This window comes from Pseudomonas sp. 210_17 TE3656 (assembly GCF_054821965.1).
Genome location: NZ_JBTRBC010000001.1, coordinates 4,355,886 through 4,368,130, shown reverse-complemented (window position 1 = coordinate 4,368,130; position 12,245 = coordinate 4,355,886). Strand labels below are relative to the sequence as shown.

At 61.2% G+C, this 12,245-nt stretch carries 10 protein-coding genes; 4 read left to right on the top strand and 6 right to left on the bottom strand.

The features are described 5' to 3' along the window. Positions 1-37: 37 nt before the first annotated feature. Entirely contained in the window at positions 38-1,102 is a 1,065-nt protein-coding gene (gene rlmM, locus ACVI9W_RS20465; protein ID WP_461530988.1) for a 23S rRNA (cytidine(2498)-2'-O)-methyltransferase RlmM, read from the bottom strand. A gap of 253 nt (positions 1,103-1,355) precedes the next feature. Here rlmM and acnA point away from each other — a divergent pair, with 253 nt between their 5' ends. The 3 genes from acnA to ACVI9W_RS20450 all read left to right on the top strand — a co-directional run bounded on the left by acnA (position 1,356) and on the right by ACVI9W_RS20450 (position 6,687). Further along, complete coding sequence (gene acnA / locus ACVI9W_RS20460; RefSeq protein ID WP_461530987.1) at positions 1,356-4,097, top strand: aconitate hydratase AcnA; 2,742 nt, start codon at positions 1,356-1,358, stop codon at positions 4,095-4,097. 154 nt (positions 4,098-4,251) lie between these two features. Then, on the top strand, positions 4,252-5,028 hold the full coding sequence (locus tag ACVI9W_RS20455; protein WP_461530986.1) for a CPBP family intramembrane glutamic endopeptidase: 777 nt from the start codon (positions 4,252-4,254) through the stop codon (positions 5,026-5,028). 93 nt (positions 5,029-5,121) lie between these two features. Beyond that, positions 5,122-6,687, top strand: coding sequence for a methyl-accepting chemotaxis protein (locus ACVI9W_RS20450; protein ID WP_038608840.1), 1,566 nt, complete (start codon positions 5,122-5,124; stop codon positions 6,685-6,687). A 40-nt stretch (positions 6,688-6,727) separates the two neighbouring features. Here the strand turns inward: ACVI9W_RS20450 and ACVI9W_RS20445 are convergent, their stop codons facing one another. The 4 genes from ACVI9W_RS20445 to ACVI9W_RS20430 form a co-directional block, all read right to left on the bottom strand. Then, positions 6,728-7,615, bottom strand: coding sequence for a pseudouridine synthase (locus ACVI9W_RS20445; RefSeq protein WP_422415235.1), 888 nt, complete (start codon positions 7,613-7,615; stop codon positions 6,728-6,730). Between the two features lie 50 nt (positions 7,616-7,665). Beyond that, complete coding sequence (locus tag ACVI9W_RS20440; RefSeq protein WP_422415236.1) at positions 7,666-7,977, bottom strand: transcriptional regulator; 312 nt, start codon at positions 7,975-7,977, stop codon at positions 7,666-7,668. 88 nt (positions 7,978-8,065) lie between these two features. Continuing rightward, on the bottom strand, positions 8,066-8,497 hold the full coding sequence (locus ACVI9W_RS20435; RefSeq protein ID WP_461530985.1) for a D-Ala-D-Ala carboxypeptidase family metallohydrolase: 432 nt from the start codon (positions 8,495-8,497) through the stop codon (positions 8,066-8,068). Between the two features lie 95 nt (positions 8,498-8,592). Beyond that, positions 8,593-8,829 carry a glutaredoxin family protein gene (locus ACVI9W_RS20430; protein ID WP_038608834.1) on the bottom strand — a complete coding sequence of 79 codons (237 nt, stop codon included), beginning with the start codon at positions 8,827-8,829 and terminating at the stop codon, positions 8,593-8,595. 177 nt (positions 8,830-9,006) lie between these two features. On the opposite strand from ACVI9W_RS20430, the gene ACVI9W_RS20425 reads away from it, so the two are divergent. Continuing rightward, positions 9,007-10,965 carry a monovalent cation:proton antiporter-2 (CPA2) family protein gene (locus ACVI9W_RS20425; protein WP_422415239.1) on the top strand — a complete coding sequence of 653 codons (1,959 nt, stop codon included), beginning with the start codon at positions 9,007-9,009 and terminating at the stop codon, positions 10,963-10,965. Here ACVI9W_RS20425 and ACVI9W_RS20420 read toward each other — a convergent pair whose 3' ends face one another. After that, positions 10,966-12,174, bottom strand: a complete 1,209-nt coding sequence (locus ACVI9W_RS20420; protein WP_342624818.1) for an ammonium transporter — start codon at positions 12,172-12,174, stop codon at positions 10,966-10,968. It abuts the gene before it with no gap. Between the last annotated feature and the right edge of the window lie 71 nt (positions 12,175-12,245).

Below are 12,245 nucleotides of genomic sequence, written 5' to 3'. Positions count from 1 at the left end.
GTCCGGCGTCCCGGTGAATCCGCTCCTACAAATAGACTCAGCGCGGTTTCAGATCCAGGCGCCGCAGGTGGCAAGTCACCTCTTCGCGGTCGTGATACAGCTGCTTGCAGCCAATCGAGACCTTGACCTTGCGCGCCTTGAATCCCTCTTCGATCCGCTCCAGCAAGCGGCGCACTTCGGCATAGCGCTGTTTCATCGGCAACTTGAGGTTGACCACCGCCTCCCGGCACAAGCCTTCGCCCAGCCAGGTCTCCAGCAACGCTGCGCTGCGCGCCGGCTTCTCGACGATATCGCAGACCATCCAGTCCACCGTCTGCTTGGGCTTGTAGGTAAAGCCGTCAGCCATCAGGTGCTGAACCAGGCCAGTGTCCATCAGGCTCTCGGCCATTGGGCCGTTATCGATGGCAGTCACCAGCATGCCACGCTTGACCAGCTGGTACGTCCAGCCACCCGGCGCGGCACCGAGGTCAACGCCGGTCATGTCATCGGACAGCCGTGCATCCCACTGCTCTCGGGGAATGAAGTGATGCCAGGCTTCCTCCAGCTTGAGGGTCGAGCGGCTTGGCGCTTCACGCGGAAACTTCAGGCGCGGAATACCCATCGGCCACATCGCCGAATTGTCCGCAGCGGCAACGCCGACAAATACCCGCCGACCACTGACAAAAGTCAGCAGCAGACGCGGCTTGCTCGAGTCCTCAACCAGGCGCCCGGCCTTGTTCAAGGCTTTGCGCAACGGCACCTCGAACTTGCGGCAGAAGGTCGACAGCTCTTTGCCGTCATTGGTGTCCATCACCTCCAGCCACACACTGCCGAACACCGGATAATCACCCAGGGACTCGAGCAGCACACTGATACGGTCGGTTTCTGGCAGTTCGATGAAACTACCGCGCGCCCACTGGCGGGGGAAAATCAGTTGCGCAAAGCGCAGTTCGCGCATCAGGCGCTCGGCGCCTTCGCCATCGTTGCAGATGAATTCGGCACAGGCGCTCTGCGGTTTGGCCTTGGCGTAGCCGGCGACGTCCAGCCGGGCGGCATGCTCGGCGATTTCGGCACAGACTTCACTTTCGAAGCCGGGCCGGCAATGCATAAACAGGGTATTCATCTTCACTCCAGGACGGCTGGCGGCCATTGGCCCCAACCCTGACCGGAGGCAATGCACTGCCCCGGCAAATGCGCGAATGATAAAGCAAGATCGGAACCGGCGACATGCCCCGCCGGTCCAGTACTTGGTCAGGTGCGCCAAACAGGTCTAACCTGACCGCTCAGCCAGGTCCGTGCCGTGCGGACCGTCATAGAGGCGGTGAATCGGCGACAGCAAGGAAGATCGCCGAACACCTACGCAGAAGGAGTTGGTAATGCCCTCGCTCGATAGCCTGAAATCCCTCAAGACCCTGACGGTCGCCAACCGTCCCTATCACTACTTCAGTCTGACCGAAGCCGCCAAGAGCCTCGGCGACCTGCAGCGCCTGCCCATGTCGCTGAAGGTGCTGCTGGAAAACCTGCTGCGCTGGGAAGACGACAAGACCGTCACCCGCGCCGACCTCGGTGCCCTGGCCGACTGGCTCAAGGAGCGCCGCTCCGACCGCGAGATCCAGTACCGCCCGGCGCGGGTGCTGATGCAGGATTTCACCGGGGTTCCCGCCGTGGTCGACCTGGCAGCCATGCGCGCCGCCATGGCCAAGGCCGGCGGTGACCCGCAGCGGATCAATCCGCTGTCGCCGGTGGACCTGGTCATCGACCACTCGGTGATGGTTGACCGCTACGCCAGCCAAGAGGCCTTCAAGCAGAACGTCGACATCGAAATGCAACGCAACGGCGAACGCTACGCCTTCCTGCGCTGGGGCCAGAATGCCTTCGATAACTTCAGCGTGGTGCCACCGGGCACCGGCATTTGCCACCAGGTCAACCTGGAGTACCTGGGCCGCACCGTCTGGACTCGCGAAGAAGACGGCCGCACCTATGCCTTCCCCGACACCCTGGTCGGCACCGACTCGCACACCACCATGATCAACGGCCTGGGCGTACTCGGCTGGGGCGTCGGTGGTATCGAAGCCGAGGCGGCCATGCTCGGTCAGCCGGTATCGATGCTGATTCCGGAAGTCATCGGCTTCAAGCTGACCGGCAAGCTGCGCGAAGGCATCACCGCCACCGACCTGGTGCTGACTGTCACGCAGATGCTGCGCAAGAAAGGCGTAGTCGGCAAGTTCGTCGAATTCTACGGTGACGGCCTGGCTGACCTGCCATTGGCGGACCGCGCCACCATCGCCAACATGGCCCCGGAATACGGCGCCACCTGCGGCTTTTTCCCGGTCGATCAGGTGACCCTGGACTACCTGCGCTTATCTGGCCGCCCCGAAGACACGGTCAAACTGGTCGAGGCCTATTGCAAGGAACAGGGCCTATGGCGTTTGCCCGGCCAGGAGCCAGTGTTCACCGACACCCTGGCCCTGGACATGCACGAAGTCGAAGCCAGCCTAGCCGGGCCCAAACGCCCTCAGGACCGGGTCGCCCTGTCGCAGGTCAGCCAGGCCTTCGACAGCTTTCTCGGCTTGCAGCTGCGCGCCTCCACCAAAGACGTCGGCCGTCTGGAAAGTGAAGGTGGCGGCGGTGTCGCCGTGGGCAACGCCGACCAGGCTGGCGAGGTCAGCTATGAACACGAAGGCCAGCAGCATGTGTTGCGCGACGGCGCGGTGGTAATCGCCGCGATTACCTCCTGCACCAACACCTCCAACCCCAGTGTGATGATGGCCGCCGGCCTGGTAGCGAAAAAAGCCGTCGAGAAAGGCCTGAAACGCAAACCCTGGGTCAAGAGTTCACTGGCCCCAGGCTCCAAGGTGGTAACCGACTACTACAAGGCGGCTGGCCTGACACCCTATCTGGATGAACTGGGCTTCGACCTGGTCGGCTATGGCTGCACCACCTGTATCGGCAACTCCGGGCCGCTGGACGATGCCATCGAGAAAGCCATCACCGGCGCCGACCTCACCGTTGCCTCGGTGCTGTCGGGCAACCGCAACTTCGAAGGCCGCGTGCACCCGCTGGTGAAAACCAACTGGCTGGCGTCTCCACCGCTGGTGGTGGCCTATGCCCTGGCCGGGAGCGTGCGCCTGGACCTGAGCAGCGAACCCCTGGGTACCGGCAAGGATGGCCAGCCGGTGTACCTGCGTGACATCTGGCCAAGCCAGCAGGAAATCGCCGCGGCGGTCGCCAGTGTCGATACGGCGATGTTCCACAAGGAATACGCCGAAGTCTTCGCCGGCGACGCTCAATGGCAAGCGATTGCAGTACCACAGGCGGCCACCTATGTCTGGCAGGACGATTCCACCTACATCCAGCACCCGCCGTTCTTCGATGACATTACTGGTCCCTTGCCGGCGATCGAGGACATTCGCGGTGCGCGGGTATTGGCTTTGCTGGGTGACTCAGTGACCACCGACCACATCTCCCCGGCCGGCAACATCAAGGCCGACAGCCCTGCCGGGCGCTACCTGCGCGATAAAGGCGTGGAACCGCGCGACTTCAACTCCTACGGCTCGCGCCGCGGTAACCATGAAGTGATGATGCGCGGCACCTTTGCCAACATTCGTATCCGCAACGAAATGCTTGGCGGCGAAGAAGGTGGCAACACCCTGTATGTGCCAAGCGGCGAGAAAATGGCGATCTACGATGCGGCCATGCGCTACCAGGCTGACGGTACGCCGCTGGTGGTGATTGCCGGTCAGGAATACGGCACCGGCTCCAGCCGCGACTGGGCGGCCAAAGGCACCAACCTGTTGGGAATCAAGGCGGTGCTGGCAGAAAGCTTCGAGCGTATTCACCGCTCCAACCTGGTGGGCATGGGTGTATTGCCGCTGCAATTCACTGCCGGACAGACCCGCAAGAGCCTGGACCTGGATGGCAGCGAACGTATCGATATCCTCGGCTTGAGCAACGCGCGGATCCACCCGCACATGAACCTGAGCCTGCAAATCACCCGCCAGGATGGCCGTCAGGAGCACATCGAGGTGCTGTGCCGGATCGATACCCTGAACGAAGTGGAATACTTCAAATCGGGCGGCATCCTGCACTATGTACTGCGGCAATTGATCGCAGCGTGAAGCACGGGCCCGGCCCTTTGTGGCCGGGCCTTTGCCGACTTTTTACGCTCGCGGTGAGAGCCGGTTGCAGGGGGGTGATACTGCAGGCATGCGTGTCCTGGGTTACGTCAGGGGAGTCGTAGACCTCACGTTTTCACCGAATAATGGAATCTGCATGCCTGTTTCCCAATGGATCGGACTGGCCCTGTTAGGCTTTGGTTACGTCTTCTCCCTCGTCAAAGGCAGCCTGGGCCTGCTCGCATTGCCCAGCCTGATTGCCCTGCTGTGCGCCGGCTTGCTGGTCAACCGCTCGCCACGCTGGCAGCAATTGTCTGGCCATGCCCTGTTCGTACTACTGGCTTTAGGGTTGGCGTTGCACTGGCTGCCCGGTTTCCACGGCGCCAAGGTCATCGACAAGGTGGTGTTCAGCGAAGGCGCCGTGCCCTTTTCCATGTACCTGAATCTGGACAAGCCGTTGATCGGCTTGTGGCTGCTGCTGGCCTGCCCCTGGGTACTGACGATGGGTGGCAAACACCTGCTGCCGAGCCTGGCCACGACGTTGCCGGCAGTGATTGCCGCGTGCCTGGGCGGTGCCTGGTTGCTGGGTATGATTGCCTGGGCGCCGAAATGGCCCGAACAAGCCTGGCTCTGGGTGCTGAATAACCTGCTGCTGGTCAGCCTGACCGAAGAACTGCTGTTTCGGGGCTACATCCAGGACGGGCTCCAACGTTTACTCAAGAATCAGCACCTGGCCCTGCTCCTCGCCGCCGGCCTGTTCGGCCTCGCGCACCTGGGCGCTGGCTGGCACTGGGTACTGCTCGCCTCCCTGGCCGGCATCGGCTATGGTCTGGCTTACCGCTACGGCGGCTTGATCGCCGCAGTACTCTGCCATTTCGGCCTTAACCTGGCACATTTCGCCGGTTTTACCTATCCGATGCTGATACCGTCGTGAACACGCGGTCACTTGCTGACTTTTGCAAAATATCATTCAACAAAACCCCCACGCTGCCGATAACCCTCGAAAGCCTTGCGGATTGAACAGCTAATGCGTAATAACCAGCCAATAACCCAGCGCGAACGGACTTTCCCAGCTCAACAACGTTTGATCTCGACCACCGATACCAAGGGTGTCATCACCTATTGCAACGACGCCTTCGTCGAGATCAGTGGTTTTTCCCGCGAAGAGCTGATGCGCGCGCCGCACAACCTGGTGCGCCATCCCGATGTCCCGCCTGCGGTGTTCGCGCACATGTGGGCCACGCTCAAGCAAGGCTTGCCATGGATGGGCATCGTCAAGAACCGTTGCAAGAGCGGTGACCACTACTGGGTCAACGCCTACGTCACCCCGGTGTTCGAGAACAACCAGGTGGTTGGCTTTGAATCGGTGCGGGTCAAGCCGACTGCCGAGCAGGTCCGCCGGGCCGAGGCGTTGTACCAGCGCATCAATCAGGGCAAGCCGGCGATCCCGCGTCGCGACAAGTGGCTGCCCGTGGTGCAAGACTGGCTGCCGTTCATCCTGGTCAGCCAGGTCGGCTTCCTGATCGGTAACTGGCTGGGCCACTCCTGGGGCTTCGCCTTGGCCGCCGCCCTGTCGGTGCCACTTGGCCTGCTGGGCCTGAGCTGGCAGCAGCGCGGCCTCAAGCGCCTGCTGCGCCTGGCCGAGCAGTCCACCTCCGATCCGTTGATCGCGCAAATGTACACTGACAGCCGCGGTGTCCAGGCACGCCTGGAAATGGCCATGCTCAGTCAGGATGCGCGGATGAAGACCTGCCTGACCCGCCTGCAGGACACGGCAGAACACCTCAACGAACAGGCCCGTCAGTCCGATACCCTGGCCCACAACAGCTCTTCGGGCCTGGAGCGTCAACGGGTCGAGACCGAACAGGTCGCCGCCGCAGTCAACCAGATGGCCGCCACCACCCAGGAAGTGGCCAACCACGTGCAGCGCACCGCCGACGCCACCCAGGAAGCCAATCGGCTGACCGGTCGTGGCCGTGACATCGCCGGTGAAACCCGCGAAGCCATCCAGCGTCTGTCGGCGGCGGTTGGTGAAACCGGCCTGACCGTCACCCAGTTGGCGCGCGACAGCGATGAAATCGGCGGCGTGGTCGATGTGATCAAAGGCATTGCTGACCAGACCAACCTGCTGGCGCTCAACGCTGCGATTGAAGCCGCGCGAGCTGGCGAGATGGGTCGCGGCTTTGCCGTGGTGGCCGATGAAGTTCGCCAACTGGCCCAACGCACCAGCGAATCGACCGGGCAGATTCACGGCCTGATTGCCAAGCTGCAGCAAACCGCCAGCAATGCCGTGCAGACGATGGAATCGGGTCATCGCCAGGCCGAAGAAGGTGTGGCGCGGGTAATGGAAGCCGACCAGGCACTGGTCGGTATCAGCGAAGCGGTGGCCAACATTACCGACATGGCCACCCAGATCGCCGCTGCCACCGAAGAACAGACTGCTGTGGCCGACGAGATCAGCCGCAACATCAGCACTATCGCCGAGCTGGCTGACCAAACGTCCGAGCAAGCCCAGCATTCGGCCTTGCTCAGTGAAGAACTGACGCGCACCGCGACCACTCAGTACTCGTTGGTCGAGCGTTTCAACCGCTGAAAAAACGGCGCATCCGCTTGCGGGTGCGCCGATTCCCGCCTTACCAGTCGAGCGTCAGCCGGCTTTCGAAAAACCGCTCTTCACCGCTCAGTGGATCCTTGAAGCGCAAGCTCTGCGCCAATAACTTCAGCGGTTTGCTGTAGTCATCCTGGTCCTGCAGCACCTGAGGATAAAAAGGATCGTTGCAGATACTCGCGCCCAGCGCTGTCATGTGCACACGCAACTGGTGCGTCTTGCCAGTGATCGGCGACAGGCCATAACGCCAGAGTTCGCCGTGCTTCTCCAGCACCTCGGCCAGGGTCTCGCTATTGCTCTGCCCTTCGACCTCCTGCATACGGAAGAACGGCTCGCCACTGACCATGCGGCTCTTGTGCGTCAATGGAAACTCAAGTTGCGGCAAGGCCTGGGCAATCGCCTGGTAGCGCTTGTCGATCTGACGGTTGGGGAACAGCGACTGATAGGCTGATCGGCTCTGGGGGTTGGCGGAAAACATCACCAGCCCGGCGGTATGCCGATCAATACGATGCAAAGGCACCAGGTTGGGATTGTCCAGGCGGCGAATCAGCCGCCGCAACAAGGTATGTTCGACATATTCGCCGGTAGGCGTGACCGGCAGGAAATGCGGTTTGTCGGCCACCACCAGATGCTCGTCGACGTGCAGGATCTGCTCTTCGAACGGGATCGGTTTCTCGTTGGGTACTTCGCGAAAATAGTGGATGCGCAGCCCCTGCTTATAAGCCAGCGCCGCACTGATCGGTTCACCCTGGGCATCCAGTACCCGGCCGCGGACGATCCGGTCAAGCCACTGCTCACGCCCGATCGCCTTGAAATGCTCGCTCAGGCAATCGAGCACGGTCGCCCAGTTGCCAGGTGGCAGACAGACCGTACTGGCTTGATGCTGGGCCGGGTCAAAAGGGGCAGTGGCCATGGGAACGCTCGTGACTGGTAGACCGCGCATTATCCCGCAAGCCTGGCGCCTCAGCCAGTCCGGGTTGCGGCAGCCTCGATGAACTCCTTGAGCCAGCGCAACACGTCAACCGCCTCCCAGCGACCAGGGTCGTAGAGGGCATACAACAAGCCCTGGTAACCGACCACATCCAGCGGACGGTGATAGCCGGCACGCTGGAACAATGCTTCGATTTCAGCGAAGCAGGTGTTGAAGTGCAGTTTGTTGAAAGGCGTCTTGCCTTCCAGCACCAGGCCATCCAGGCGCAACTCGAGCACCGCCTCGCTCACCATGGCGGTGGGCATACGATTGACGGTGTATTTCAGTTGTTCGACATTGACCATGGTTTGGATCCTCGAGGCAAACGCCACCTCAACACTGTATTTATATACAGCATATTCAGAGTTATTGGACGCGTCAATCAGACAGCGTTCAGACCAACCCGGGAAGGTAGCCAGTACCCTTGCGAATGGTCAGCAATTGCCGGCGTTCAGGCGCCAGGGAGAGCCCCACATGCACCCACTGGTCGAACTCGAGAATCAGTTGATCGAACATCAACGGGCTGTCTGCCACACCGCGTGCCAGCTTCCGAGGGGTCAGCCCGGGCACATTGATGTCTGCCGCCAGACCGTCGGTATGAGCGCTCTGAAGCGAACCGCCAATGATCTCGTTCAATTGAAGGCAGCGATAACCGCTGCTGACCAACACCGGTTTATCGACCAACTGGCGTATCTGTTCCAGAAAAGTGCACAGCCTGCGCAGGTTGACGAGCGTCTGGGCATCCGGGGTGTTGTCGATACCCAGACGCGCGGCGGTCTCCGACACCGTCATTTCGGCCAGCGTGAAGTGTTCGCTCAGGTACATGGTCCGCTCCTTGGTATGAGTAAAAACACCCAAGGATTGTCCACACCCCCGCCCTGCCGTGCACGGCAGGAAATATCTCCGCCGAAGCGCTTATTTCAACGCAGGAAGGCCACCACTTGCTCGGCATCGAACGGCCAGTTCAGCTCGGCGCCTGTATCGCATCGACGCAGCACCGGGATCAATAATGCATAACGGGCCAGCTGCGACTCGTCATCGGCAATATCCACCAGCTCAACCAGCAGGCCATGCTCGACAAAAGGCATCAACAAGGCTTCGGCCACTTCACACAGGTGGCAACCCAGGGTGCCGAACAATTGGCATTCAGGAGGCATTTACGGGTACCGGCAAAAGAAGGAAGGGATCATTATTCTAGGTCTGCAGTCGGGGGCCGTCGAGCGCGGGGCTCTGGCGTCTGTTCAGTGACGGACGACTGATCCTGATCAGCGTCCGACCAGCAGCTATGGTTCATGCTTAATGGTTTTTTGCTGCTTTCTTACATGGAGTGTGTTGTGTTCGCCAACCTGTTGATCATCCTGGCCTCATCGCTAGTCGTCATTGCCTTCTTCAGGCGCCTGAAGCTGCCGCCTGTCCTGGGCTATTTGTGTGTTGGCCTGTTTGTCGGCCCCACGGCGCTGAACTGGGTCAATGAAAGCGAAGAACTGCCCGACCTTGCCGAAATGGGCGTGGTATTCCTGCTGTTCTCGCTGGGCCTGGAGTTTTCCCTGTCGAAAATGCTCGCCCTGCGCAAAGTGGTGTTTGGCCTGGGTAGCCTGCAGGTCATCTGCTCGTCGATACTGCTGGCCGGGCTGCTGGCCCTGATGGGCATGCCCGCAAACACGGCGTTATTGTTGGGTGCAGGTCTGGCGTTGTCATCCACCGCTATCGTCAGTAAAGAACTGACCAGTCTCGGTGAGATCTTCAGCAGCCATGGTCAGAACGCTATCGGCGTATTGCTGTTCCAGGATGTGATAGCGGTCTTGCTGCTGACCCTGGTTCCGGTGTTTGCCGGTGACGGTGGCCAGGCCTGGTACTGGGCCCTGCCGCTGACCCTGGGCAAAACCGTGATCCTCTTCGTCGGTCTGTTGCTAGCCAGCCGCTGGCTGCTGCCGCGTCTGTTTCACGAAGTGGCCAGCTCCCACTCAGCGGAACTGTTCGTGTTGCTGGCACTGGTCATCGTCCTGCTGACCGCCTGGTTGACTCACTTGCTCGGTTTGTCGCCGGCACTGGGCGCATTCCTGGCCGGCATGTTGTTGGGTGAGAGCAACTATCGCCACCAGATCGAAGCGGATATCCGCCCTTTCCGCGACATTCTTCTGGGATTGTTTTTCGTCAGTATCGGCATGCTGATCGACCTGCAACTGTTCGCCACCCATGGCCTGGAAATCCTCGCCCTGACCTTGGGCCTGTTGCTGGTCAAAGGCTGCGTAGTCGCAGCACTGGTCCGGGTGCGTGGCAGCGATGCCGAAACTGCGTGGCGCAGCGGCCTGGCCTTGGCCCAAGGCGGTGAATTCTGTTTCGCCCTGATGGCACAGATGCAGCAAACCGATCTACTGCCCGAAGCTATGGGCAATCTGTTGCTGGCCGCGACCTTCTGTTCAATGCTGGTCACACCGTTGCTACTGCGTGCCGCCCCTACCATCGCCGCCCACCTGCACCGCAAGCCCAACGAGGAAGTCCAGCTGGAGGCCATCGAGGCGCAAAGCGCCTCAATGAGCGGTCACGTGCTGATCTGCGGCTATGGCCGGGTCGGGCAATCGATCGGGCGCTTCCTGCGCCGTGAAAACATCCCCTTCATTGCCCTGGATGACGATCCGGTAAGGGTTCAGGAAGCTGCGGCTGGCGAAAGCAGCGTGCACTACGGCGACTCACGGCGCGGCGAACTGCTCAGCGCCATCGGCCTTGAGCGCGCACGCCTGCTGGTGATTGCCGTGGATAAAACCGACATTGCCATGAGCGTGCTCAAAGCGGCTCGTGAACGTCACGCCCAGATACAGATCCTGGTGCGTACCCGTGATGACAGCCAGCGTGAAGAGCTGCGTACGGCAGGTGCCACCGCCGTTGTACCTGAGCTGCTCGAATCGAGTCTGATGCTCGCCTCCCATGCACTGGTCATGCTTGGCCTGCCCATGGAGCACGTACAAGCACGCATCGACGAAGTACGCCAGACCCGCTACCGCATGCTCCAGGCGTTCTATCAAGGCGCCCAGACCAGCCCGGTCGACAGCGAAGGCCTGCCCAAAGCGATGATGCATGCGGTCAACCTTGGCGCCGAGGCCTACGCCTGCGGGCGTCCGCTGACCGAACTGGATCTGGAGCAGTTCGGTGTCGAGCTGCAGGCGGTACAACGCAATGGCGAAGAGCTGGCGATGAGCGCCGACACGTGCCTGCATGCCGGCGACGCAGTGCTGCTCAGCGGCCCGCTACCGGCCCTGGCAGCCTGCGAGGCGCGGCTGGTCGCCGGGCGCTGATCAATCCTGGCTGGTGGCGCCGATCTTGTGGATCGACAGGTCGGCGCCGTAATACTCCTGCTCCTGGCTCAGGCGCAGGCCGAGCAACAGTTTGATCACGCCATACACGGCAAAGCCGCCCACCAGCGCCACCAGCACCCCGGCCAGGCTGCCGATCAACTGGCTGATCAGGCTCACGCCACCCAGGCCACCGAACGCTGTCTGACCGAAAATTCCACAGGCGATGCCACCCCACACACCGCACAATCCGTGCAGCGGCCAGACGCCCAGCACATCGTCGATTTTCCAGGTGTTCTGCGCCGCAATAAAGCACCACACAAACAACGCCCCGGCAATTGCACCCGTGACCAACGCCCCAACCGGGTGCATCAGGTCAGAGCCCGCGCACACCGCGACCAATCCAGCCAACGGACCGTTGTGCAAAAAGCCCGGGTCATTGCGCCCGACCAGCAAAGCCGCCACCGTGCCACCGACCATAGCCATCAACGAGTTGACCGCGACCAGGCCACTGACCCCTTGCAGGGTCTGCGCGCTCATGACGTTGAAGCCAAACCAGCCGACAATCAGGATCCACGAACCCAGCGCCAGAAAGGGAATGTTCGAAGGGGCGAACGCCACCAGCTTGCCATCGCGGTAACGCCCGTTGCGCGGGCCGAGCAACAGCACTGCCGTCAAGGCCAGCCAACCGCCCATGGCATGCACCACCACAGAGCCGGCAAAGTCATGGAAGCTGGCGCCAAACTGGGCCTGCAACCAGGCCTGCAAGCCCAGATTGCCATTCCAGACGATGCCTTCGAAGAAGGGATAGACCAAAGCGACAATCAGCGCCGTAGCGCACATCTGCGGAGCAAAGCGCGCCCGCTCGGCGATACCGCCGGAAATGATTGCCGGAATCGCCGCGGCAAAGGTCAGCAGGAAAAAGAATTTCACCAGGCTATAACCATGCTCATGACTGAGCACCGCCGCAGGCTGCAGGAAATTCACGCCATAGGAAATCCAGTAACCAACGAAGAAGTACGCCAGGGTAGATACAGCAAAGTCACTGAGAATCTTCGACAGCGCGTTGACCTGGTTCTTGTGACGCACGGTACCCACTTCCAGAAAGGCAAACCCGGCGTGCATGGCCAGCACCATCACGGCGCCCAGCAGAATGAAGAGTGTGTTGGAGCCGTGGATCAGAGTGTCCACCGCACTTTGCAGGTTTTCCATGGAATCGGCAGGCCTTTCGAAAGCACCAAGACAGCGCGGAGTGACTCCTTTTTGCACCAGCCTGGATCATC